The following is a 22,951-nucleotide window of genomic DNA, read 5'->3' as shown; positions in this document are numbered from 1 at the left end:
AGGTGACGGCCTGATGGTCGAAGTCGTCCTCGCGCTCGCGCTCGGACTGTTGTTCGCGCTCGGGACGTTCCTCGTCCTGCGGCGGGACGTGGTCCGTGTCGTCTGGGGCGTGGCCATCATCTCGCAGGCGGCCAACCTCTACCTCGTCACGATGGGCTTCGGCCTGACGGGGCAGGAGGGTGCCGACGCGCCAGTGTTGACCGGCGGCGCCTCGGCCCCGTTCGCCGACCCGCTGGTCCAGGCGCTCGTCCTGACGGCCATCGTCATCGGCTTCGGGACCACGGCGTTCGCGCTGGTCCTCACCTTCCGCGTCTACGAGGAGAACGGGACCATCGACCTCGCGGAGCTGGCGTCGAACCCGTTCGAGGGCCCCGAGGCGGCCGCCGCGGAGGCCCGCGCGGACGGTGGCCAGCCCGGGGCGGACGCCGGGGCACCGGAGTCCGACGGCGCCGACGAAGGACCCCGCGACCAGGGGGGTGAGGCCTGATGTCGGCCCCGCAGGTCGTCGTCGCGCCGCTGCTAGCTGCACTCCTGACCGCCATCCTCGCGCTGCTGACGCGGTGGGGCCCTCGCCTCCAGCGCGGCGTCTCGGTCGCGGGTGCCGTCGCGTACCTCGTCGGTGTCGCGGCACTGTTCCGCGCGGTCCAGCTCGACCCGGACAACCGGCTGGTCTACCAGGTGTCGAACTGGGACGCCCCGTTCGGCATCACGCTCGTCGCCGACCCGCTCTCGGTGCTGCTCTTGGCACTGGCCGCCGTCGTCTCGCTGGTCGCTGCCGTCTATGGCGTCCGCAGCATCGACCGCGAGGGCCAGCGCCTCTCCTACCACGCGCTCTACCACCTCATGGTCGTCGGCGTCACCGGCGCGTTCCTCACCGGCGACATCTTCAACCTGTTCGTCTGGTTCGAGGTGATGCTGATGTCCTCGTACGTGCTCGTCGCGTTCCACAGCGACGCCGACGCCACCCGCGCGGCGCTCCAGTACGCCGTCCTCAACCTGCTCGGGAGCGCGGTCATGCTGCTGGCCATCGGCGGTCTCTACGCCACGACGGGCACGCTCAACATGGCCGACATGGCCCGCCGCCTCGCCGAACCCGCGGCCTACGGCATCGACCCGGCGCCCGTGCTGGGCCTCTCCGCGGTCCTGCTCGTCGTGTTCCTCCTGAAGGCGGGCGTCGTCCCGTTCCAGTTCTGGGTCCCCGACGCCTACCGGGCGGCGCCCGCCCCGACGACGGCGATGCTCGCGGGCGTCGTCAAGAAGGTCGGCGTCTACGCGGTCCTCCGGCTCTACTTCACCGTCTTCGCGGCCGCGCCACTCGCGGTGTCGCTCCCGGGCATCGAGGGCGGCCCCGAGCTGGGCTTCCTCGCCTTCTTCGGGCCCGTCCTCTTCCTCATGGCGACCGCGAGCACGTTCCTCGGCGGCCTCGGCGCCATCGACCAGCCCGACATGGAGGGCCTGCTGGCGTACTCCTCCATCGGCCAGATCGGCTTCATCGTCCTCCCGCTGGCCGTGGCCGCGACCGCGACCGACCCCGCGGTCCGGACGCTGGGCATCGCGGCGGCGCTCGTCTACAGCGTCAACCACGGGCTCGCGAAGGCGCTGCTGTTCCTCGCGGTCGGCGCCGTCGAGGACGCCGTCGGCTCCACCCGCCTGTCCGACCTGGGCGGCCTGACGGAGGCGACGCCGGTCCTCTCGGGGGCCTTCCTCATCGGCGCGCTCTCGCTCGTGGGTATCCCGCCGCTGACGGGCTTCTTCGCGAAGCTGCTCGTCTTCGACACGGCGGTCCGCGCGGGCGCACCGCTCGCGCTGGTGGTCGCGCTCGCCGGCGCCGTCCTGACCATCGCCTACGTGACCCGCGCCTGGAACCGCGCCTTCTGGGGCGAGCCCGGGCCGCGGGTCCGGGCGGCCGCGGTCGCCGCGCTGGCGGGCGTCGACGGGACCCACGACGGCGCCGCCGTGGCCGACGGGGGCCACGCCGAGGGTGACGAGGACGGGGACGCGCCGAGCAGCCACGAGGGGGCGCACGACGATGCTCACGGCAGCCCCGGCGACGATGTCTCGGCCGCCGCGAGCATCGCCGACCCCGTCCTCGTGGCGTGCACGCTGGCGCTGGCGGTCCTGCTGGTCGCGCTCGGCGTCGGCTTCGACCCGCTGTACACGGCCGCGACCGACGCCGCGAACGCCGCGCTCGATACGGGCGCCTACGTCGACGCCGTCGACCCCACCACCGCGGGGGAGGCGCTCGCCGACGGTGGCGGCAGCGACGGCACGCACGACATCGCCGAGCGACTCCGCGAGTTCCGGGGTGATGGCCGATGACGCGCCGCTGGCCGGCCATCGGCCTCGGACTGGCCGTCCTGTTCCTGTTCGTCCGCGGCGTCGACCCGACGCCGCTGCCCGGTGGCCTCGTGGTGGTCGCCGAGGAGTTCATCATCGGGCTGCTCGTCGGGTTCCCGACGGCGTTCGCGCTCCGGAACTTCTACGAGGACGAGTTCGCCATCCGGCCGTCGCTCCGCTCGGTCCCGTACGCGCTTCGCTACATCGCGGTGTTCATCCGCGAACTCATCACCGCCAACGTCGACGTGGCGTACCGCGTCCTCGCGCCGTCGATGCCCATCGAACCGGACGTGGTCGCGGTGCCGCTCCGCGTCGAGTCCGACGCCGCCATCACCACCATCGCGAACTCCATCACCCTCACCCCCGGCACGCTCACCATGGACCACGACGCAGAGACCAACACGCTGTACGTCCACGCCATCAACTGCCAGGACCCCGCCTCGGTCCTCGCGCCCATCCGGACGTGGGAGGACTACGCGCTCGTCATCTTCGAGGGGCGGGATCCAACCACGCCGGTCCCGGAGCGACCGGGACAGCCCTCGGCCGACGGGGGCCGTCGCGTGGCCGAGCCCGACCGTGCGGCCGGCACCGACGGGGGAGGTGAGTCCGATGGCGAGTGAACCGGCCTTCCTCGACCCCGTCATGCTCGCGGGCCTCGTGCTCTCGGCAGCGGTGACCCTCGTGGCGAGCTATCGCGTCATCGTCGGTCCGACGACGCCCGACCGCGTCGTCGCGCTGGACGTCATCGGGACGAACGTGGTCGCCATCGCCGCGCTGTACGCGATGTTCACGGCCCGCGGCCTGTTCGCCGACGTGGCCCTCGTCCTCGCCATCATCGGCTTCATCAGTACCATCACCGTCGCCCGCTACGTGACGGAGGGGGACATCATCGAATGATGACCGGACCGACCACCGCAGCCACCACGCTGCCCGCGCTCGCCCGCACGCTCGACCCTGTCGTCCTCGTCACGGAGGGCGGCGGCGCGCCGACCGTCGGCCCCATCCGTGGCGCCGTCGTCGTCGCGCTGGTCGCGCTCGGGGCGTTCTTCCTCATCATCGGGACGGTCGGCCTCATGCGGCTCCCGGACGTCTACAACCGGATGCACGCCACCAGCAAGGCGACCACCATCGGCGCCGCCTCCATCCTGCTGGCCAACACGGCCTACTTCGGGCCGCGCGGTGCCGGCCTCGTCTCGCTGGTCGGCATCGTCTTCCTGTTCGTCACGGCCCCGACGGGCTCGCACATGATCAGCCGGGCCGCCCAGCGGATGGGCGTCGACTTCGCCGGCGACGTGAGCTGGCCGGGCGGCAGCGACGGGGTCGACGACCCAACCGAGGGCGAGGCCACCGACCCCGCCGACGACTGAGTCGGCGGTCGCTCCGCTCGTCGGCCGGCATCCTCACTCCTGGGCGGCCTCAGTACCAGGTCCCGCCAGCGTCGACCCCGATTTCCTGGGCGGTGATGTGGCGGCCTCGCTCGCTGGCGAGGTACGCGACCTGCTCTGCCACCTCGCTCGCATCTAGCATGAACTCCGCGAGCGCGAAGTCGTCGGGGCCGATGTCTGCCGGTTCGGCCCGCTCGACACCGGCCAGTTCGGCCTGCTTTGCGACCATCTCCTCGACACGCGGGCCCTCGATGGGCCCCGGCAGGACGGTGTTGACGGTGACGCCGTCCCGACCGAGTTCATAGGCCAGCGTCCGCGTCATCCCGACAAGCGCCATCTTCGAGGCGGCGTACGCCAGGCGGTTGGGATACGGCCGTTTTCCGCCGATGGAGCCGATGTTGATTACGCTGCCCCGGTCGGACTCGCGCAGGTGCTCCTCGGCGTGTTTCGCACAGAGGAACGGCCCGACGACGTTCACCTCCTGGGTCCGGCGGAACGCGTCGGCGTCGATACGGTGGACCGGTTGGACGGGGCCGCCGATGCCGGCGTTGTTGACGAGACAGTCCAGGCCGCCGAACTCGTCGACCGTCGCCTCGACCACGGCCGCCACGTCGTCCTCCGCGGTCACGTCGGTCTCGACGGCGACCGCCTCGCCGCCCGCGTCCGTGACCGCCGCTGCGGTCTCGTCGATGGCGTCCGCGCTCCGGGCGGCACAGACGACGTTCGCGCCGTAGCCGCCGAAGGTCGTCGCGATCTCGCGGCCGATCCCCTGGGAGGCGCCGGTCACCAGCGCCGTCGTGTCCTCGAGCATGCCGGGCGGGTCGGCTGGTCGGGTGTTAAGCGTTCGCGTCGGCCCCTCAGGCCGAGGCGTACGTCGCCCGCCTCCGGATGTACCCGCCCAGGACGCTCCCGATGACCGACACGCAGACGCTGTAGAGCCCGGCGAACAGGACCCAGGCGATGCCAAGCGTCGGGAGGAGCGTCAGCAGGGTCGACACGTCGTACCCGGAGGCCCCCGGCAGGACGGTGAACGCGTAGAGCCCCACCCCGGCCGTGGCGAGGACGGTGAGTGCGGCGCCCGCCCGTGCCCCCGCGCGGAGGCGGTCGCTCGTCCGACCCACCGTCCGGTACCCAACCACTCCCCCCAGGAACAGCGGCACGAGCACCAGCACCGCCGCGATGGCCGTCGGCAGGAGGTAGCCGCCGACCGCGCTGCTGTCGGGTAGTGGCTGCATACGCGCTGAACGGGGAGTCAGGAAGGTGTCGATTGTGCCGAAGCCAGCCGGGGGTTGAAGTGTCCGGCCGGCTGTCGCCGCTCGCCGCCCGGGGAGTCAGTTCCCGTCGCCGTCAGACGCCGCGTCCAGTTCGGCGGCCAGTTCCTCGGCGACCCGCAGTCCGAGGCCGTCCTTGCTGCCGACGAACTCCCTCACGCTCGACTCTCGGACGAACAGGGTCCGCGTCTCCGCCTCGCCCAGGACCGAGGCGTCGTTCCCGACGACGAAGGCCAGGCCCGCACGGTCGAGCGTCTCCCGGGCCTTCCCCACCAGCGCGTCGTCGTCGCCGCTCGTCTCCAGCTTGAACCCGACGATGGTGAGGTCGGGGTGGGCCTCGCGGACCGTGTCGATGAGCTTCGGTGTCGGTTCGAGTTCGAGGGTGAGGTCCTGACCGGAGCGGATCTTCTCGTCGCTCCCGGCGACCGTGTAATCCGAGATGGCCGCCGCGCTCACGAGCGCGTCGGCGTCGTCGGCGTGTGCCTCGACGGCCTCGAGCATCTCCGCGGCACTCTCGACCCGCTCTACGGTCGCGTACGCCTCGTCCGGGCCGTCGTGGACGAGCGTCACGTCCGCCCCGCGCACGTAGCACGCCCGCGCCACCGCGCGACCCGTCCGCCCCGAGGCACGGTTGGTGATGGTCCGAACGGGGTCGATGCGCTCGCTCGTCGCGCCGCTCGTGACGATCACCTCCCGGCCGGCCAGCGGGTCCGGGCCCGCCGCCCGGGCGACTTCGGTGACGATGTCGGCCTCGGTGGCGATCTTCGCCTTCCCCTCCTCGATGCGCGGGTCGACGAAGTCGACGCCCCACCCCTCCAGCCGGTCCAGCGACTCGAGGACGCCCGGATGGTCGTACATCGGCTCGTGCATCGCCGGCGCGACGACCAGCGGTACGTCCGCGCCCAGCGCGACCGTCGCGCAGGTCGTGACCGGGGTGTCGTCGACCGCCGCCGCGATCTTCCCGACCGTATTGGCCGTGGCCGGCGCGACGAGGAACACGTCCGCCCAGCCCTCCCGGCCGCAGAGCTCGACGTGCTCGACCCGGCCCGTGATCTCGGTCACGACATCGTTCTCGGTGGCGAACTCCAGCGACCACGGGTGGATGATGCCCGTCGCGGCGTCGGTGGTGACAGCGCGCACCTCGGCCCCGTGGCGGCGCAACTCGTGTGCCAGCTCGACCGTCTTCACCGCCGCGATGGAGCCCGACACCCCCAGCGCGACGTTCACACCCTCCAGCATAGCCCGCCGTTGGCCCGACGGGGTATTGAGTCCCCCGCACCGGGCGCTCCGTGCGCGTCGGGGGACCTGCTTCGCAACCCGCCCCACGGTCGCCGATCAGCCATGCTCCCCGGTTCGAACGCCACTCCACCCGGCGAAAGCTATAACAGGGTCTGCCCACCCGTTCCGCGTATGCGCCAAGCGAACGTGGTCACGGGCCCGGCGCTCGCCCTCCTCGGACTGGTCCTCGTGGCGGCGTCACCCGTCCTCGGCGAACGGGGCTGCCTGGTCGGCTCGCTCACCACGGGGGCCTGTGGTACCGGTGGGGACCTGATGACGGCTCTCGGGGTCACCATCGGCCTCGCCTTCCTGATCGTCGGCTACGCCGCGTTCACGCGCGGACTGACTGGCTACTGACTGGGTAGTCTGTTCATAACTCGTCAATTCCTGATTATGAAGTAACGCCAGTCGGTCTATAGTAATATCTACGATCCAAACGAACTATCCGTCCTCCTCCCGCGCTCGCTTCGCCACGACGCTGGGGTGCATCGTCGGGTCGTCCGGGTGCGGGTCGGCGAACGCTTCGCGCATCCGCTCGCGGGCGGCCGCGGCCCGTGCGTTCCACTCCTCCTCGTCGATCTCCTCACAGCCCGGCGGCACCTCACGGTCGCGGTCGGTGAAGTAGCCCTCGGGGGCGACCCAGTCGTGGTAGAACGCCGTGTCGCTGTCCTCGATGACCGCGAGACCGACCTCCGCGCCGTGACCCGCGCAGACGGCGGTCTGGTGGGCCTTCGTCGCCAGCCGCCCGGCCGCGTACAGCCCGTCGACGGCGGTCCGGCCGCAGTCGTCGTCCGTGTCGGCGTAGGTCTTCGAGCCCCGCTCCAGCAGCGCGACACCGGTCCCCTCGAGATAGGAGGCGTCGCTCCAGGACGCGGCCACGACGAACGGGGCCGTCAGCACCTGCTCACCGTCGCTGCCCTCCACGCGGACGGCGTGGGCCTCGTCGTCGGGGTCGAGTCCCGTCACGCGACCCTCGTGGAACGCCGCACCGCTCTTCCCGGCCTGCTCCGCCAGCAGGTCCAGGAACAGCCGCGCGTTCACGCCGGCCGGGAAGCCGGGGACGTTCTCCAGATGGGCGTTGCGCCGGAGGATGGACTCTCCGTCGTCGACCACGAGCGTCTCCAGTCCAGCCCGGGCCGTGAAGACGGCCGCCGTCAGACCGGCGACGCCGCCACCGACCACGACCACGTCCGGACCCGTGCCGTCGGAACTCGCGTCGTCTTCGTCGGACATACCTGTCAGTCGACCACCGCCCGTCAGGAACCTGCCGGTTTCGGCGCGGAACCCTTACGGCCTGTGGGCCCGATTCCCGGGCGTGGACACCGTCGAGGTCAGTACCGTCGTCTACATCACCCCCGAGGAGGCCCACGCCTTCCTCGTGGACTTCCCGGGCTACGCGCGCTACTCGGAGTACCTCGACCGCGTGGACCAGCACGGTGACGGCGGCCCCGGCACGGAGTACGACCTCCACTTCGCGTGGTGGAAGCTGACCTACACCGCACGGTCACGGGTGGTCGCGGTCGAGCCGCCCGACCGGCTGGACTGGACGGTCGTCAAGGACATCGACGCGCGCGGGCGATGGGTGGTCGAGGCGCTACCCGACGAGGCGGTGCCGCCGGACCGCGAGCACGCCACCCGGGTCCGCCTGCAGATCCAGTTCTTCCCCGATTCGGCCGACGAGGACGCCGTCGACCTCCCGCGCTTCGTCTCCATCGGCTGGGTGATCGAGCGGGTGAAACCGCTCATCCAGGAGGAGGCCGAGCGCATCGTCCGGCGCATCGTCGCCGACCTCGAGGGCGAATCCCGGGACGTGGACCTGGAGATCCACACCTCGCCGGACTCGGTCTGAGACGGTTCCGAGCCGCTGGTTTTCCGGCCGACCTCACGAGCTGGGAACCGGCGGAAGCGTGATGGTGCTCTACCGACTAGTTTGCGGTATGAATCAGAGTGAAACAGATGCCGCGTCGGCGACCGAGACGGTGCGCGTGTGGCTCGTCGAGCGGACCTACTCCGACGACGAGCAGAACCTCATCATCCTGACCTACGCGACGCCCGACGGCACGCGGTACTACCGGAAGGAGCGGGCACTCACGTCGTTCACCGGCGACCACCGGGAGACGACGGCCGCTGTCGAGGTCGAACCGGGGAACCTCGGTGACGTGGGCGACCCAGAACTCGTCGAACAGTACGCGGCCGAGGCCGGGCGGATGGCGGACCGCCACGAGCCGGACGACGCGCTCTGAATCCGATTTAATCCTTCCTGACCCAATCCTGCGAGACGGCTAGATTTTATAACCGATATGGAAGGAGAGCGGTTCAGTGTGAACTCCGTCGATGACCCCTCCAATCTGGAGGAACGCCTGCAGAATCAGCTCCGACTCCTCGAACAATCAGAATCACTCACCTCGGATGAACGGCAGCAGATGTGCAGGTACTTCGAGTATCTGCGAACGGAGACGGATAACGGCCTGCAGACTATCTTCAACAAGGTCTACAATCTCAGATTGCTCGCTGAGCGTTCCGAGGTTCCACTCCGTGAACTCTGTGGTCTCGAGGAGGTGAGGCAGTTCGTGGACGACCTGGAGTCTGGTGCCCACCCCGAGGCCCCTGAAGATGGATACGCTTCTGGGACCGTTCGAAATTACAGAACGTATCTTCGGGGGTACTTCGACTGGTTGGGACGGGACTGGGCAAGTGAAATCGAAATCGGACAGCCCGTCCAGACCGCAATCACGGGCGATGACCTGCTCACTCGCGAGGAGTCGACCGGGTTGGTTTCTGTCGAGAACCGTCCCAGGGATACGGCTCTGGCCGCTGGTCTACTTGCTACTGGTCAGCGAATTAGTGCGATCTGTTCGCTCCGTGTCCGTGACATCGACCTATCAAGCTCGATTGGGCTCATGAGGTTGAACGACGAAGCGGTTGGACTGAAAGGTGCGTCCGGTGTGCGCCCCTTGATGTGGGCCACCCCTTTCTTCAGAGCCTGGAAACGCAAGCACCCGTGTGCGGAGGATGATTCTGCTCCGTTCTTCTGCATTCGAGAGGGGGAAAGCGTCGGCGTCGATGCAGGAACAGTCCTTTCTCCTCGAGCGGCCCACAGGGCTCTCCGAGAACTTGCACGTGAGGCTGACGTGGACCCCGAGAAGGTCCACCCACATCGATTCCGACATACTGCTATCACCCAGATGGTTCGAGATGGTCTTGGGACTCAGCAAATCTGCTTCATGGTCGGCTGGAAACCCGATTCGACGAGATTCCAGCGATACAGCCACGTCTCGGACGACGAGCATCTCCGGTCGGTACTATCACAGTATGAGCTAACTGGGGAGAACTCGCTCGAAGTGGGACGTCCCCGACTGAGCACCTGTAGATCGTGTGGCGAAGATCTATCGAACTCTTCCGACCCTGTCGAGTGCCCCTCCTGCTCGACGATTCTTCGACTCAGCCGGACTGCTGGCGTATCAGACCGGAATGATGGGAGATGTAGCTCTCGTCAAGAGGCCGCACAACCACCTCAGCTCGATAGTACAATCCTCGACCGTATTATCGATAATAACGAGGATTATATCCGAGAATATCTCGATAACTGATATCTATTCGTCGGGAGTTTCGTAATCTCCTCCATATTTCATGAAAAAGTAAGCCAATCCGAGCGTCGACAGCATCCCGAAGACGGTGGCGATGCCGAGCGTCTTCGCCGAGTCCGGGATCTCCGGCGGACCGCTGACCGGCTCCGGCGTCGGGGAGGCGCCGTCCTCGTTGACGACGACCTTGCCGGCCATCCCTGGCGCGTGCGGGAAGCAGACGTACTCGTACTCCCCCGTCGTCTCGAACGTGTACTCGTAGGTGTGGCCCTCGTCGTACGTCTGCGTCTCGGGCCCCTCGGTCCCCTCCCAGTTGGCGTCCTCGGGCTGGGAGTTGACGACGATGTTGTGGTTGTTCGAGTCCCACTCCCACGTCACCGTCTCGCCGGGGGCGACGTAGACGGTCGCGGGTTCGAAGACGAGGTCACCGCCGGGACCGACGGTGACGGTGGCGGCCTGGGCCGCGGCGCTCCCGCTCGTGGCAGCGACCGTGCCCGCGGCCGCCGCGCCGCCGGTCGCCGCGCGGAGGAAGCCGCGACGGCTGACCTCCCCGGCGGACGAGTCGTGTCCTGTCATGCCTGTGCCTAGCTACTACCCGCCCCTGAATATATCGGTTCGAGGCCGCCGTGCACTCGCCGACCGCACCCCCGTTCCGCCGGGCCGGGGGCGCCGTCGTGGGGCCGTGGCCGCGGTCCCCGGCACGGGGCCGTCGTCCTATCGGTCGGCCGGGACCCCCCGCTCGTCGAACGGGGAGCGGCCCTCCGGGACCTGCAGCAGGCGGACGCTGTCCGTCGGTCGGAGCCGGACGTCCTCGCCCGGGGCCACGCGGCCGGCCGAGCGGCCGTCGGCCAGCAGCTCGACCGGTGCCTCGTCGCGGTCGACGCGGAGCACGACCGAGTCGTCGGCCAGCACCCAGTGGTCCGTGTCCGTCGCGAACGGGGATATCGGGACGACGCTCACCACGCCGGTCCCGGCGCCCACCACCGGCCCGCCCGCGGCCCGCGCGTAGTCCGAACTCCCTGCCGGCGTCGCGACCACGACGCCGTCGGCGCGGAACTGCCGGACGGTCGTCGTCCCCGAGCGTACCGTGTACTCGGAGATACGTGCGGCCTCCTCGGTGACCAGCGTGAGGTCGAACAGCGCGCGCACATCGTCCAGCGGCCCGCTCGTGGCCAGCACGGGATGCTCGGACACCTCGAACTCGCCCGCGACGAGCGAGCCGACGCCCCGCTCGGCTGCCGGCGACGGAACCGCCCCCACGCCCGACACTGCCCCCACGGGCAGGATGGCGGCCGAGACGCCGTGCCGTGCCAGCGCGGTCAGCGCCGACTCCCCGACCGTCACGATGGCGTCGACGCTGCGCTCCTCGGCCATCGCACGGGCCCCTCCCTCGACGGTGTCGAGTCCGGCCCGCTCGGCGGCCCCCAGCACGGCCCGGGCGACCTCCCCGTCGCCGACCACGCCGAGCCGCCGGAGGACCCCCTCGTCGCTCATGTCCGGAACCGTCGGCGGGCGACGACATAAGCCCCCGGAAAGACGCCCCGGAAGCGCCGCCGCTGGCCGGGTGACTGCAGGATGGGCGTGGTGGTCGGGCACCAGAAGAAGCGTATCGGAGAACCGCGGTCGGCTGTCGTCCGGGCGCGCTCAGACGACCGAGGACCAGACGGGTTCGATGATGAAGAACACCGTCTGGTAGCCGATGTACATGAGCGCGAGCAGCGAGGCGGCGATGGCGCCCTTCGGGCGCTCGATGTCGATCTCCCGGCGGGCCTCCACCTTCCGGGACTCGAACTCGAACAGGTCCGTCAGGAACAGTCCGAGCACGAGGATCGAGAACACCATCCCGCCGTGGTGGTGGACGGTCAGGTAGTAGAACGACCCCGCCAGCAGCAGGAAGTTCGTCCCGACGCGGAGCGGATGCCGGCTGACCGCGTCGGCGCCGCCGTCGGCGACCTGGCTCTTGATGCGCTCGTACTCGAGCGCCCGGGCACCGATGTTGACCACCAGCAGCGCCAGCAGGACGTACTCGATGTACGGCCCCAGGAACGTATCCACGGGCCCGAAGAGGTTGACGAGTGGCTCGGCCATACCCCACGTTCGGTCGTATGCGCGTTTCAAACTTTCCAATCGGCGCCCACTTCTCCGGGGGCAAAACGACTCACCTCCGCCCCTGGGGGCTCCGGTCGGGTTCCCGCCCGCCCTGCTCGACGCGGGGCGCCGCCCTTTTTGACCTCGCCGCCCCCCGACGGTGCCATGGCAGACTGGATCGGCGAGACGTTCACGAGCGATGTCGGCTGGGACCACCTGGAGCGGCTGGTCGACATCGGGAACCGGATGGCCGGGAGCGAGGGCGAGCGCGAGGCGGCCGAGGCGACCCGTGACGCGCTGGCGGCGGTCGGCGCGCGCGACGCCCATCTCGACGAGTTCGACATCCAGGGGTGGGTCCGCGGCTCGTCCTCGGTGGAGGCCGCCGCGGGCTCCGAGGAGTGCATCGCCCTCCCGCGCTCGCCAGCGGGCGAGGTGAGCGGCGAACTGGTCGACGTGGGCCACGGCCTCCCCGGGGACTTCGACCGCGACCTGGAGGGGGCGGTCGTCATGGCGGCCTCGAACGTGCCCGGGTGGTACGACCGCTTCCTCCACCGGCGCGAGAAGTACTACCGTGCGGTCGAGGGCGGCGCGGCGGCGTTCGTCTTCCGCAACCACGTCGAGGGCTGCCTCGCGCCGACCGGCAGCGTCGGGACGCCCGGCGCACCCATCGGCGACATCCCCGCTGTCGGCGTCTCGAAGGAGGTTGGCGCCCGCCTCGCACGTCGGGATGCGGGCGAGCCCGTGACGGTCCGGGTCGACTGCGAGACGCCCCCGGCGACGAGCCAGAACGTCCACGCCGACCTCGGGCCCGATACCGACGAGGCGGTCCTCCTGACGAGCCACGTCGACGCCCACGACATCGCCGAGGGCGCGGGCGACAACGGCGCCGGCACGGCGATGGTCGTCGAACTCGCCCGGACGCTGGCCGCGCGCGAGGCCGAACTCGACACCCGGGTCCACGTGGTCTGTTTCGGTGCCGAGGAGGTGGGGCTGCTCGGCTCGGGGTACGACGCCGAGGAGCGCGCCCACGACGACGTGGTGGCGGTCGTCAACAACGACGGCGTCGGCGTCGCGCGGACGCTGAAGGCCTACACGCACGGGTTCGACGGACTCCGGGACGCGGTCGGGGTGGTCGCCGACCGGTTCGACCACCCCATCGCGACGACGCCCCGCCTGGGCCCGCACAGCGACCACTGGCAGTACGTCAAGTGGGGCGTCCCCGGCTACCACCTGACGAGCGAGACCGGCTCCGCGGACCGGGGCTGGGGGCACACCCGGGCCGACACGCTGGACAAACTGGAGCCACGGACCCTCCGCGAGCAGGCCGTCCTCATCACCGAACTGGTCGTCCACCTCGCGGACGAGGGGACGACGGTCGCACACCGCGAGCCCGAGGCCATCGCCGCACAACTCGACGCCGAGGACTACGCGGAGGGCCTGCAGGTGACCGGCGACTGGCCGTACTGACTGCGACCCCCTCCGGCCGCCGATGGTCACCGTGGCCCGATGGACGCCGGAGCGACGCGCAAGCGTTTAGTCCGGTCCCGGATTCCGATTGCCCATGCGCGAGGTACTCGCGGAGTGGCGGCCGGTCGTCGACGAGACCATCGAGGAGCTGCTCCCCCGCGAGGTCGACGCGGACTACCTCACCGACTTCTTCGGCCCTGCCGCCTACCAGTACGACCCCGAGGCCATCCAGACGGCACTGGCCGACCCCATCTGGAACCTCCTCGACCGCGGCGGCAAGCGGTGGCGCGCGGTCCTGCTGCTGGTCCTCGTCGAGGGGTTCGGCGAGGACCCCCACGATTACCTCCAGTACGCCTGTATCCCGGAGATCCTCCACAACGGGACCATCATCGTCGACGACGTCGAGGACGGCGCGACGATGCGCCGTGGCGAGCCCGCCCTCCACCACGAGTTCGGCGTCGATATCGCCCTGAACGCCGGCAACGCGATGTACTTCCTCCCGCTGAAGGTACTCACCCGGAACCCCGCGGAGCTCGACGCGGAGACCCGGCTCGCGGCCTACGAGATGCTGATGCACGAGCTCAACCGGACCCATCTCGGCCAGGGGATGGACATCCGGTGGCACAACGCCCGCGAGGTCGACCTCACGGAGGCGGAGTACCTGGAGATGTCCGCGTGCAAGACGGGCGCGCTGGGCCGCATCGTCGCACGGCTGGCCGCCATCATCACGGACAACGAGGACGACGAACTCCACGTCGCCCGCTTCGCCGAGTCGATGAGCGTCGCCTTCCAGATCGCCGACGACATCCTCGACATCGAGCACGCGATGGAGGCCGGCGGCGACTTCGGCAAGGGTGTCGGCAACGACATCCGCGAGGGCAAGAAGACCCTGCCCGTCATCCACGCGGTCACCAACGCCGACCGCGACGACGCCGAGCGGCTCGTCGACATCCTCTGGAGCGACGAGAACACCGACGCCGAGGTCCGCGAGGCCATCGAGATCATCGAATCGACCGGCAGCGTCGAGTACGCGCGCGAGCAGGCCGAGGCGCTCGCCGCGGACGCCCGCGACCACCTCGACGAGGCCGACCTCGAACCGGGACCGGCCGAGCAACTCGCCGACTTCACCCGGTTCGTGGTCGAGCGCGAGGTCTGAGCCACGGCCGAGTCCCCGGTAGACGTGGTGGTTCGCGTCGCTCCCGGTCGAAGCAGGCGTGAGGAAGGGACCGACGGTCGGTGCAGAGGATGTCGAACGGCGGCGGCTCAGTTCTCCGGTTCGCCCTCGAAGGCGCGACGGGCCTCCCGCATCGCCGGGATGACGACCCAGAAGGTGATCGCCCCGATGATGGCGAACCAGAACAGGACGTCCTTCAGCAGGAGTGCCACGGTGTCGTAGAAGTTCGCGGCCGCCGGTTCCGGGGCGATGAGCTGTGTGTCCTCGAAGCCGGCCGTGGTGTACCAGCCGGCGAGCGTCATCCAGCCCAGCCCCGCTGTCACGAGGATACCGAAGCCCTTGGCGAACTCGTCTGCCATACTCGCGCTTAGTTCTCGCCGTCTTTAGGGTTTCCCATTCCCGCCGTCCGGAACCGTGTCGAGAAGGCGTACACCGCCGCGCCGGCGCCGATACTCAGCAGGCCAGCGACCGCCAGCACCACGTTGACCTCGCTCAACTCGCGGCTCGCGCGGCCGGTCGCGGTGTCGAGCAGGACGAACCCCGCCAGCACCGCGACCACGGCGAACAGCGTCGAGAAGACGGTGATGCGCTTGTACAGCGCCAGCGGCACGACCACGTCCCGGCCGCCCGCACCCTCGGGGTCGACCTCGGCGTCCGAGACCGACGGCCCCTCCTTGAGCTCCGGGTCGGGTGCGTGGTCCGGTGCCGGGTCCCCGGCGCCCGCCGACGCCTCGGCCTCGCTGTCCGTCATCGGCCGACCTAGGCGAGCGACGCACTTGAGGGTTGAGAGTCCGGCAGGGTGCTGCTGGTCGGGCACGGGCGGAGCGCCGGCCAATCGGGGAGCGCCCGACCGCCGCGTCGTGGAGGACGTGCGCGAGGGACGGCGAGCCGCGTCGCTGTCGGACGTGCGGTGTGGACGTGATGAGAGACGGGGACGGTGAGGAACGGGACGCTACGGCGTCACTTCGGCGGCCGCAGCCGGTAGTAGCGCCGGTTCAGCTCGAACATGTACCCCTCGCGCATCGACTTGAACACCGCGTACGAGAGGAAGCCACCGACGAACGGCACCAGGAACGTCAGGTCGAACAGCAGGTGCGCGTCCATGGGCGCGAGGTTCTTGACCGACAGCGCGCTGATGGTGATGGCGAACAGGACGCCGAAGACGCCGACGGCCGCCCAGAACGGCTGCTCGACGGGTCGGCGGGCCGCCCCCTTGTTCAGGAAGGGGACGATGGCGATGAAGCCGACGACGACCAGGTTGGCGACGACGCCGTAGGTCCGGTCGGCCATCAGCTTCTGGCCGCCCAGCAGGGCCAGCTCGGGGTTGAGCGGGCCGAGCTTGAGCAGGCCGAACGACCAGTAGAGGTACCAGTCCGGCAGGATGACCGCCGGGGTCTGCGAGGGGTTCGCCGGCGCCCCGATGTGGGGCGGCAGCGCCGCCGACAGGAAGATGATCATGCCGACGAAGAAGCTCGTCAGCGCCAGGTTCCGGATCATCTCGTGGGGCCAGACCGGGAACGCGAGCACGTCGCGCTCGACGTAGTCGCTCTCGGTCCGGAGGTCCTGGTCCTCGCGGCGGGCCCGCTCGAAGTACTCGTAGGTGAGCTGCGAGAGGCCCTGCGTGCGCTCCTTGCGCTCGCGCCAGGTGGGCGTCTCGTCGTCGGGGGCGACGATGCCGCTCCCGTCGGCCGCCGCCTCCTGCCCACCGTCGGTGGCTGTCTCCGTCTCCTCGTCCGTGGTGGTGTGTTCGTCGGTCATTGTTGATCAGTGCGGCTCCGCGATGCCCTGCATCCAGACGATGCCGATGTGGATGGCGATGAGCGCCGTCGTGATGAACGGCAGGAAGAACACGTGCAGGATGTACATCCGCTGCAACGTGGACTGGCTCAGGGTGAACCCGCCGAACAGTAGCTGGGCCACCCACTCACCCGCCAGCGGCACAGATAACGCCATCTCGACCCCGATCTGCCCGGCCCAGAAGGCCAGCTGGTCCCACGGGAGCAGGTAGCCCGTGTACCCGAAGACCATCGTCAGCGAGATGAGCACGATGCCGATGATCCAGTTGAGCTCGCGGGGCTCCTTGTACGCGCCCGTGAAGTAGACGCGCAGCATGTGGAGGAAGACCGCCGCGACCATCACCTGTGCCGACCAGCGGTGGAGACTCCTGAGGAAGAAGCCAAAGCGCAGGTCGGTCATGATGAACGTGATGGAGTTGTACGCGGTCGAGGGGTCGCCCGTGGTCGCGGGCGAGTAGTAGAAGCCCAGCAGTGCGCCGGAGATGGCTGCCACTACGTAGGCGATGGTACTGAAGCTCCCGAGCGCGTACAGTGGGTACCAGTACCAGAACTTGTTGTCCAGGTTGTACTGTTCCGTGTGGCTCTTCGGCATCTGCATGTTGATCTTGTAGTACAGGTCCTCGAGCAGTTCGAGGTAATCAACGATGCGGAGCCGCTTGTCGAGCCACATCAGGGTCGTGAGGTAGACCGTCTCGACTGGCGTGAGGTCCCGCTCCTTCATCCAGCCTTCGTGGTCGAAGTCGTCTTTGCGTTCCAGACTCATGTTGTGTTCCCGTCTCCCGGTTTCCGGGGGTTCCGCCTGCCCGTTCGTTAGTGCCGATGCGACTTATAGCCGTGGTTCGCGCCCCGTCACTCGCTCGGCCGCGGGAGCGCGACGAACGAGACTCGCTGGATGCTGAAGGGGTCGTAGATGGACTGGTGGCACTGGCAGTAGACGGCGTCCTCGCCGCCGAACTTCGCGCTGCCCTCGTAGGCCTTGAACGCCGGCACGCAGCAGAAGTGCGTGCACTTGTCGACCCACGCCATGAAGCCGTCCTCGGTGGTGGAGGCGCGCAGCCAGTTCCCGTCGATGCCCTCCGGCGGGTTCTCGCGCATCTCGATGATCTTCGGCGACCGGAGCACCTGTACCGGAATCGTCGAGGAGGGCGGCACGTCCTCGGAGCGCCAGGTCGCCATCGCGGGCTTGCCCAGCCCGGACTTGCCGATGCCGCCGTTCCACTCACGGAAGTCCTCGAACAGGTCCGCCGTGATGGGGTCGCCCGCCTCCACCTCCTCGGACTGCCAGTCGTACGGCGGCGAGGCAGCCGCCTTGAACACGTTGTTCTGGTCGGCGTCGGGCTGCACACCGGGGTAGGTCTGCACGCCGCAGTACTGGAACGCGGCCGACGAGTACGTCGAGCCGCCCAGCTCCATCTGCGCGACGCCGTCCTCGACGGTGTCGGGCCAGATGCCCTCCAGCTCGCCGCTGGAGTTCTTCCGGACCGGCACCTGCGGCATCCCGCGCGGGGCGGGGCCGTCGGTGTTCTCGATGGCGAAGTACTGTGTGATACCGCCGCCGGCCCCGGACGAGGAGGTAGCGGTGTTGACCGCGACCGCCGAGCCGGTACCGATTCCGGCCAGGGTCGCGCTCCCGACGACGCCCTTGACGAAGCGCCGTCGGCCGCTCTCGGCCGGGTACTTGTCGTCTGCGCTCATTATTTCTTGTAGTAGGGGTACACCGCGCGCTTCACCGACTCCCAGGCGTCGGGTAGCGAATCGGTTCCGTACATGTCCTCCTCGCGGACGTAGAGGTCCTCCCACTTCCGCCGGCGCTTCTTGACGATCATCACGTCGGGGAGGAACTCCTTCCGGTACAGCAGCAGGATGAACGCCAGGTCCAGGAAGATGACGGCGAGCATCCCGCCCAGGAACATGTTCCCGAACTCGCTCAGGCCCCACCCGGCGACGAGCCCGTAGGTGAACAGGCCGACGAAGACGACCTCGACGACCGTCAGGAGGACGATGCCGATGAGCGCCGCCGTCGACTCGCTCGGGGGCTCGTAGCGGTGGATCGCGCCGTAGGTGTTGTTGCCGGAACTCATGTCAGTCACCTCCGCTCGCGTGCGGGCTCTCGCCGTACTTGAGCAGGAAGAACGTGAACATCAGCGACACGAAGATGGCGAGGATGGTCGCGATGCCCACGAAGTGCGCCTGGATGGGGACCCCCATGTGCTTGGGGTCGGCCTCCTTCTGCCCGCCGCTGGAGGGCGCCTCCCCGCTCTCGTTGACGATGACCTGTCCGGCCATCGACGGCGCGTGCGGGAAGCACTGGTACTCGTAGGTGCCCGTCGTCTCGAAGGTGTACTCGTAGGTGTGGCCGGTGTTGTACGTCACCGTCTTTTCACCCTCCGTGCCCTCCCACTCGGCGCCGTCGGGCTGGTTGAGGACCTGGATGTTGTGGTTGTCCGAGTCCCAGCTCCAGCTCACGGTCTCGCCGGGTGCGACGTACACCTCCGCTGGCTCGAAGACGAGGTTGCCGCCGGGGCCGACGGCGACCTCGGCGGCCTGGGCGCTGGCCGTGCCCGCGGTGCTGGCGGACGCCGCCGCGGCGACCGCGGTCGCCCCGGCGCCGGTCCGCAGAAACTCCCGTCTGTTCATATACACCACGGACTCGGGTTTACGCGCCTATAAACTCACCGAACGCGGGGCCGTCGCCCCGGCCGCGGTCGGGTCCGAAGGCGGCAGACACGCCGGTTCGAGGGCGGCGTATCAACCCCGCTGCAATCGCCGGTCGGCCGGTCTCAGGCGGCCGTCTCGCCGTCCTCGTCGTCGGGCTCGACCAGCTCCGGGTGCTCGGCCACGAGGTCGTCCATGAACTCCGGCCGATCCTCGCCCTCTACGCCGATGGCCCGGAGCCGGTTGCGGTACTCCTCGGCCCGGAACTTGTCCGAGAGCCGGGCGTTCGCCACCGTGAAGAAGAGGACGAACGCGATGAAGAGGAAGCCCACCCCGGCGATGACGAGGATGGAACTCCCCTCGGTGCCGTCCAGCGCGGAGAGGACACCGCCGCCGAGCAGGACCAGCCCGGCGAGGAGCTGGATGCCGGCGACGATCTGCAGCATCAGGTTCCCGCGCTCGCCGCTCCCCTCCGGCACCTCCATGGGGTCCGGCAGCAGGTCGCCGTCCGGCATCTCGTCGGGCTCGTACTCCTCCATCGAACAGAGCGCCACGACTGGCTTCACGTCGCGCAGGACCGTGCCCGAGCCCTCGATGCTCCCGTCCCCGTAGACCACGGCGTACCCCTCGTCGGAGTAGGCCACGATGCGGTCGGGGTCGTCCAGCCGCTCGATACGGGCGAACACGTCGCGGCGGACGACGGCGGCCTTGATGTCGGCCTCCACCCGGTCCATCAGCTCCTCGCCGGTGATCCAGGTCTCGGGGTCGAACGCCGCGTCCCACTCCTCCGGGGACATCCGCTTCATGTCCTCCGGTTTGAAGTCCTCGAAATCGTACTTCTCCTCGACCTGCGCCCGGAGCTCCTCGGTGGAGAACTCGTCCGGCGACCCGCCGTCGTCGGCCGCGTCCCCGTCGTGTCCTCGGTCGGCGGCCGACTCGTCTGCCGGGGGGTCGTCGGCATCGGGGCCGTCCTCGCTGGGGGTCGACCGGGGGTCAGCCATCGCCCGAACGTACGGTTGCGCCCGGTAAACCGTTTCCGACGCGCTCCGGCCATGGGGCAGAACGACTTTGCCCGTCGGCCACACATCGCCGCCCGGATGCCGGACGTGCGCGAGGCCGTGTTGCAGCTCGACTGGGCCCAGCTGGAGACGCTCGGTCTGGGCGACCTGTTCGAGGTCGTCGACGAGGCGGGGATCCGTGACGTGACCGACCTCGTCTGGCGGGGGTCGACCGGAATCGTCCTCGTGCGGCTCGAGCGTCCGGTGGCCGCCGGCCGACTCGACGCTCTCGACCCGGTCGTCTGGTGGGAGCGCCTCCCCGAGTCCGGGGACGGCGCGACCTACCTCTGTGAACTCCGCATCCCCGAACTCCCCGAGCAGGAGGTCATCACCCGGGACGTCCGCGGGATGGACGAGCGGGGGATACAGGTCGCCATCGTCGGCTCGCAGGCCGACATCAGTCGTGGGGTCGAGCGACTCGACGAGGTCGGCGTCGATGCACGGGTCGAGCGCTTCGCGGACTACCAGGGACCATCGGCACCGCTCGACGCCCTCACGGCCCGCCAGCGGGAGGTCGTCCGGACCGCCCACGAGCTGGGCTACTACGACGTCCCCCGGGAGGCGACCGCCGACGACATCGCCGAACGGCTCGACCTCGACCCCTCGACGGTCGGCGAGCACCTCCGCCGTGCCCAGGCGAACCTGATGGACCACCTCCTCGCCGGGACCGAGGACTGAATCGGGGATGCGGCCGGACCGGGGGCCGGGCCGCGGACACGCCCGGAGCGGACGGCGTCGGCCCTTCCGGCCCCCGTGGACGCGCCTTCCGCCATCGGGAGCCTCAAACCGCCTGCCCGCCTAGCGCCGGGTGATGGTCGCCGACGCCCTCGTCGCCACGCTGGTCGCCGTGGCGGTGACGCTGTCGCTCCCCTGCTTCCTCTACGGCGCGTGGATCATGATCGACGCCGAGGCGGTGACCTGGGGCGTCCTCACCTACCACCTCAAGTTCATCCTCACGGGGTTGACCCTGACGACGGTTCCGCTGGTCGGCTGGATGTTCCCCCGCCTGTTCGGCATCTGGGGGCACTCCGCCCAGTTCGGGGGCTACTCGGCGGTCCACGCCTTCCTCGGCTTCACCGCCTACGCCTTCCTCCTGTTCGGGTTCACCGGCATCGTCCGCATCTTCCGGGCGAAGTGGGAACACGACCTCTACCACGACTACGACGAGGACGTGCTGCTGGAGGAGATCGGCTCCGACCGGATGAGCCACTGGCGCTCCCGGCTCCGGGTCGGCGTGTTCGGCTACACCTTCTTCTGGCTCATCGCGTGGCTGACGGGACTGTCGCGGTACGTCCTCCGGTACGTCGTCACATAACGAGTATCCGTGCTATTACTCTACGAACTCGCAATTTTTCGTTGAATATGCGCTTCGCACGACGTAGTGTATTGATATATCGGTAATGGGTCGAGCAGTCACCGGGATGGTGGCCGACCTGATGACACCCCGGCGGCGCTGGTGCGTCGCCGGACGCCTCGGCGTGGGTCGGTCGGGTCGGTGGACCTCGTCCCTCACCAGCCGCCTGCGATGCTTGGCCTCCGCTTCGCTCCGGCCTGTGCTTCTCGGCCCTCGCGCGCTGGGCGGGAGCTGGCCTCCGGCACAGCCGCCAGCGCGCGCCGGGGGGACTTGACGGGTGAGCACGCACCGACGGGCCAGCTGCGTCGTCCCGCTCGTCACCACGCCTCGCCGCTGGCGAGGTCGACCTCGGCGTCCCCCCGCTCCGAGGGACAGATGTCGGCCAGCACGCAGTCCCCGCACGAGGGGTTCCGTGCGGTGCAGGTCTCGCGGCCGTGGCTGATGAGGAGGTGGGTGAACTCCTTCCAGTCGTCCTCGGCGACGATGCCCATCAGGTCCTGCTCGATGGCCTCCGGGCGTTCCGCCTCCGTGAGGCCGAGGCGCCGGGAGATGCGCTGGACGTGCGTGTCCACGACGATGCCCTCGACGACCTCGTGGCCGTGCTGGAGGACGACGTTCGCGGTCTTGCGGCCGACGCCGGGGAGGTCCGTCAGCGCCGACATCGAGTCGGGCACCTCGCCGTCGTGCTCGTCGACGAGGATCTCGCCGATACCCTTCAGGTAGCCGCCCTTGTTGTTGTGGAAGGTGATGCCGTAGATGTCCTCGGCGAGCTGCTCCTCGCTCGCGTTCGCGTAGTCGGCGGCCGACTGGTACTTCTGGAACAGGTCCGCTGTGACCTCGTTGACGCGCTCGTCCGTACACTGCGCGCTGAGGACGACCGCGACGAGGAGTTCGAGGCGGTTCGAGAAGCGCAGCGAGATCTCCGGCTCGGGGTACTGCTCGTACAGCCGGTCGACGGCCTCGGCGGCCTGTGCCTCCCGCGACGAGAGTGGCGTGCCCATAGCGGTGTCGCGGGCGGCGCCCCCTTCAGTCGTGGCGTTCCCGGCCCGGGTGTCCGGTTCGTCGTCGGCTCAGTCCGATCGCCCGAGCCCCGGCGGCATGGGCTGGGTCGACAGGTGCGTGTCCCGGAACCCGGTCTCGTACTTCAGGCCGTAGCCGAACAGCCGGTCGGCGCCGATGTGGCCCGCCCAGACGGCCGCCACGAGCATGGCGAAACGGATGTCGGCCCACGCGCCGACCCCGCCGAGCGCGAGCGGGAGCGTGTAGGTGTGGACGACGTTGTACGAGAGACTCCCGACCCGCGGCCCGGCGAGGTAGCCCACCATCGAGAGGTCGGGCGCCAGCGCCAGCAGCGCGAGCAGCCACAGCGGTCCGTCCAGCGTGAAGTAGCCCCCCAGTGCGCCGCCGAGCACCGCGAGGCCCTCGACGCGCAGGAACCAGACTGGTCTCACGGGTCGGCCGTCGATTGATGGTCGGAAATACCTGCTGCAGGATCCACCCTCGG

General features: G+C 69.4%; 29 protein-coding genes and 1 pseudogene. 13 read left to right on the top strand and 17 right to left on the bottom strand.

The features are described from left to right. Positions 1 to 13: 13 nt before the first annotated feature. From P2T62_RS15090 to mnhG, 5 genes and pseudogenes are all read left to right on the top strand, one after another. Positions 14 to 358 (top strand): annotated as a pseudogene (locus P2T62_RS15090) (sodium:proton antiporter); the annotation flags it as partial. A gap of 128 nt (positions 359 to 486) precedes the next feature. Further along, on the top strand, positions 487 to 2,319 hold the full coding sequence (locus P2T62_RS15085) for a complex I subunit 5 family protein (RefSeq protein ID WP_276257897.1): 1,833 nt from the start codon (positions 487 to 489) through the stop codon (positions 2,317 to 2,319). Further along, positions 2,316 to 2,957 (top strand): Na+/H+ antiporter subunit E, encoded by a 642-nt coding sequence (locus P2T62_RS15080; RefSeq protein ID WP_276257896.1) that lies wholly within the window; start codon positions 2,316 to 2,318, stop codon positions 2,955 to 2,957. Before P2T62_RS15085 ends, P2T62_RS15080 begins: the two co-directional genes overlap by 4 nt. After that, the gene (locus P2T62_RS15075; RefSeq protein ID WP_276257895.1) at positions 2,947 to 3,234 is read left to right on the top strand and encodes an MrpF/PhaF family protein; all 288 of its coding nucleotides are present in this window, start codon (positions 2,947 to 2,949) and stop codon (positions 3,232 to 3,234) included. Before P2T62_RS15080 ends, P2T62_RS15075 begins: the two co-directional genes overlap by 11 nt. A gap of 104 nt (positions 3,235 to 3,338) precedes the next feature. Then, positions 3,339 to 3,704, top strand: coding sequence for a monovalent cation/H(+) antiporter subunit G (gene mnhG, locus P2T62_RS15070; RefSeq protein ID WP_276261628.1), 366 nt, complete (start codon positions 3,339 to 3,341; stop codon positions 3,702 to 3,704). 49 nt (positions 3,705 to 3,753) lie between these two features. On the opposite strand, the gene P2T62_RS15065 is transcribed toward mnhG, so the two are convergent. The 3 genes from P2T62_RS15065 to coaBC all read right to left on the bottom strand — a co-directional run bounded on the left by P2T62_RS15065 (position 3,754) and on the right by coaBC (position 6,232). Then, positions 3,754 to 4,533 carry an SDR family NAD(P)-dependent oxidoreductase gene (locus tag P2T62_RS15065; RefSeq protein ID WP_276257894.1) on the bottom strand — a complete coding sequence of 260 codons (780 nt, stop codon included), beginning with the start codon at positions 4,531 to 4,533 and terminating at the stop codon, positions 3,754 to 3,756. Between the two features lie 46 nt (positions 4,534 to 4,579). Continuing rightward, positions 4,580 to 4,957 (bottom strand): hypothetical protein, encoded by a 378-nt coding sequence (locus P2T62_RS15060; protein WP_276257893.1) that lies wholly within the window; start codon positions 4,955 to 4,957, stop codon positions 4,580 to 4,582. Positions 4,958 to 5,053: 96 nt separating this feature from the next. Beyond that, positions 5,054 to 6,232 carry a bifunctional phosphopantothenoylcysteine decarboxylase/phosphopantothenate--cysteine ligase CoaBC gene (gene coaBC / locus P2T62_RS15055; protein WP_276257892.1) on the bottom strand — a complete coding sequence of 393 codons (1,179 nt, stop codon included), beginning with the start codon at positions 6,230 to 6,232 and terminating at the stop codon, positions 5,054 to 5,056. Positions 6,233 to 6,403: 171 nt separating this feature from the next. Here coaBC and P2T62_RS15050 point away from each other — a divergent pair, with 171 nt between their 5' ends. Continuing rightward, on the top strand, positions 6,404 to 6,628 hold the full coding sequence (locus P2T62_RS15050) for a hypothetical protein (protein WP_276257891.1): 225 nt from the start codon (positions 6,404 to 6,406) through the stop codon (positions 6,626 to 6,628). Between the two features lie 84 nt (positions 6,629 to 6,712). Here P2T62_RS15050 and P2T62_RS15045 read toward each other — a convergent pair whose 3' ends face one another. Continuing rightward, a complete protein-coding gene (locus P2T62_RS15045; RefSeq protein ID WP_276257890.1) occupies positions 6,713 to 7,504 on the bottom strand; it encodes an FAD-binding protein in 792 nt (263 codons plus the stop codon). Positions 7,505 to 7,586: 82 nt separating this feature from the next. Here P2T62_RS15045 and P2T62_RS15040 point away from each other — a divergent pair, with 82 nt between their 5' ends. From P2T62_RS15040 to P2T62_RS15030, 3 genes are all read left to right on the top strand, one after another. Next, the gene (locus P2T62_RS15040) at positions 7,587 to 8,120 is read left to right on the top strand and encodes an SRPBCC family protein (protein WP_276257889.1); all 534 of its coding nucleotides are present in this window, start codon (positions 7,587 to 7,589) and stop codon (positions 8,118 to 8,120) included. A gap of 88 nt (positions 8,121 to 8,208) precedes the next feature. Then, positions 8,209 to 8,514 (top strand): DUF7967 family protein, encoded by a 306-nt coding sequence (locus tag P2T62_RS15035; protein WP_276257888.1) that lies wholly within the window; start codon positions 8,209 to 8,211, stop codon positions 8,512 to 8,514. Between the two features lie 78 nt (positions 8,515 to 8,592). Beyond that, positions 8,593 to 9,861 (top strand): tyrosine-type recombinase/integrase, encoded by a 1,269-nt coding sequence (locus tag P2T62_RS15030; RefSeq protein ID WP_276257887.1) that lies wholly within the window; start codon positions 8,593 to 8,595, stop codon positions 9,859 to 9,861. Between the two features lie 3 nt (positions 9,862 to 9,864). On the opposite strand, the gene P2T62_RS15025 is transcribed toward P2T62_RS15030, so the two are convergent. The 3 genes from P2T62_RS15025 to P2T62_RS15015 form a co-directional block, all read right to left on the bottom strand. Further along, entirely contained in the window at positions 9,865 to 10,431 is a 567-nt protein-coding gene (locus tag P2T62_RS15025; protein ID WP_276257886.1) for a plastocyanin/azurin family copper-binding protein, read from the bottom strand. A gap of 138 nt (positions 10,432 to 10,569) precedes the next feature. Continuing rightward, entirely contained in the window at positions 10,570 to 11,349 is a 780-nt protein-coding gene (locus P2T62_RS15020; protein ID WP_276257885.1) for an NAD(+)/NADH kinase, read from the bottom strand. 150 nt (positions 11,350 to 11,499) lie between these two features. Then, on the bottom strand, positions 11,500 to 11,943 hold the full coding sequence (locus P2T62_RS15015; RefSeq protein WP_276257884.1) for a DUF7313 family protein: 444 nt from the start codon (positions 11,941 to 11,943) through the stop codon (positions 11,500 to 11,502). Positions 11,944 to 12,108: 165 nt separating this feature from the next. Between P2T62_RS15015 and P2T62_RS15010 the strand changes: the two genes are divergently transcribed. Together P2T62_RS15010 and P2T62_RS15005 are read left to right on the top strand one after the other, a co-directional pair. After that, positions 12,109 to 13,410 carry a M28 family metallopeptidase gene (locus P2T62_RS15010; RefSeq protein WP_276257883.1) on the top strand — a complete coding sequence of 434 codons (1,302 nt, stop codon included), beginning with the start codon at positions 12,109 to 12,111 and terminating at the stop codon, positions 13,408 to 13,410. 94 nt (positions 13,411 to 13,504) lie between these two features. After that, positions 13,505 to 14,566 (top strand): polyprenyl synthetase family protein, encoded by a 1,062-nt coding sequence (locus tag P2T62_RS15005; protein WP_276257882.1) that lies wholly within the window; start codon positions 13,505 to 13,507, stop codon positions 14,564 to 14,566. 107 nt (positions 14,567 to 14,673) lie between these two features. Here the strand turns inward: P2T62_RS15005 and P2T62_RS15000 are convergent, their stop codons facing one another. The 8 genes from P2T62_RS15000 to P2T62_RS14965 all read right to left on the bottom strand — a co-directional run bounded on the left by P2T62_RS15000 (position 14,674) and on the right by P2T62_RS14965 (position 20,036). Further along, entirely contained in the window at positions 14,674 to 14,943 is a 270-nt protein-coding gene (locus P2T62_RS15000; protein ID WP_276257881.1) for a DUF7314 family protein, read from the bottom strand. An 8-nt stretch (positions 14,944 to 14,951) separates the two neighbouring features. Next, positions 14,952 to 15,200, bottom strand: coding sequence for a DUF7315 family membrane protein (locus tag P2T62_RS14995; protein WP_276261627.1), 249 nt, complete (start codon positions 15,198 to 15,200; stop codon positions 14,952 to 14,954). Positions 15,201 to 15,544: 344 nt separating this feature from the next. Beyond that, on the bottom strand, positions 15,545 to 16,342 hold the full coding sequence (locus P2T62_RS14990) for a cytochrome b family protein (protein WP_276257880.1): 798 nt from the start codon (positions 16,340 to 16,342) through the stop codon (positions 15,545 to 15,547). Between the two features lie 6 nt (positions 16,343 to 16,348). Next, the gene (locus P2T62_RS14985) at positions 16,349 to 17,143 is read right to left on the bottom strand and encodes a cytochrome b (protein ID WP_276257879.1); all 795 of its coding nucleotides are present in this window, start codon (positions 17,141 to 17,143) and stop codon (positions 16,349 to 16,351) included. 86 nt (positions 17,144 to 17,229) lie between these two features. After that, positions 17,230 to 18,075 carry a Rieske (2Fe-2S) protein gene (locus P2T62_RS14980; RefSeq protein ID WP_276257878.1) on the bottom strand — a complete coding sequence of 282 codons (846 nt, stop codon included), beginning with the start codon at positions 18,073 to 18,075 and terminating at the stop codon, positions 17,230 to 17,232. Then, positions 18,075 to 18,461: a DUF7318 family protein gene (locus P2T62_RS14975; protein WP_276257877.1), complete on the bottom strand. Its 387-nt coding sequence runs from the start codon at positions 18,459 to 18,461 to the stop codon at positions 18,075 to 18,077. Before P2T62_RS14975 ends, P2T62_RS14980 begins: the two co-directional genes overlap by 1 nt. Before the next feature lies 1 nt (position 18,462). Continuing rightward, positions 18,463 to 19,017, bottom strand: coding sequence for a plastocyanin/azurin family copper-binding protein (locus P2T62_RS14970; RefSeq protein ID WP_276257876.1), 555 nt, complete (start codon positions 19,015 to 19,017; stop codon positions 18,463 to 18,465). Positions 19,018 to 19,160: 143 nt separating this feature from the next. Beyond that, positions 19,161 to 20,036: a DUF7319 domain-containing protein gene (locus P2T62_RS14965; RefSeq protein WP_276257875.1), complete on the bottom strand. Its 876-nt coding sequence runs from the start codon at positions 20,034 to 20,036 to the stop codon at positions 19,161 to 19,163. Positions 20,037 to 20,087: 51 nt separating this feature from the next. Between P2T62_RS14965 and P2T62_RS14960 the strand changes: the two genes are divergently transcribed. Then, positions 20,088 to 20,771: a helix-turn-helix domain-containing protein gene (locus tag P2T62_RS14960; protein ID WP_276257874.1), complete on the top strand. Its 684-nt coding sequence runs from the start codon at positions 20,088 to 20,090 to the stop codon at positions 20,769 to 20,771. A 133-nt stretch (positions 20,772 to 20,904) separates the two neighbouring features. Further along, on the top strand, positions 20,905 to 21,408 hold the full coding sequence (locus P2T62_RS14955) for a DUF7321 family protein (RefSeq protein WP_276257873.1): 504 nt from the start codon (positions 20,905 to 20,907) through the stop codon (positions 21,406 to 21,408). Between the two features lie 356 nt (positions 21,409 to 21,764). Here the strand turns inward: P2T62_RS14955 and nth are convergent, their stop codons facing one another. Beyond that, complete coding sequence (gene nth / locus P2T62_RS14950) at positions 21,765 to 22,448, bottom strand: endonuclease III (protein WP_276257872.1); 684 nt, start codon at positions 22,446 to 22,448, stop codon at positions 21,765 to 21,767. Positions 22,449 to 22,517: 69 nt separating this feature from the next. Beyond that, the gene (locus P2T62_RS14945) at positions 22,518 to 22,898 is read right to left on the bottom strand and encodes a DUF4260 domain-containing protein (RefSeq protein ID WP_276257871.1); all 381 of its coding nucleotides are present in this window, start codon (positions 22,896 to 22,898) and stop codon (positions 22,518 to 22,520) included. Positions 22,899 to 22,951 lie beyond the last annotated feature (53 nt).

The organism is Haloglomus litoreum (assembly GCF_029338515.1).
Taxonomy (GTDB): domain Archaea; phylum Halobacteriota; class Halobacteria; order Halobacteriales; family Haloarculaceae; genus Haloglomus; species Haloglomus litoreum.
The sequence above is the reverse complement of the archived record's forward strand: the minus strand, read 5'-3'. Positions and strand labels throughout refer to the sequence as shown.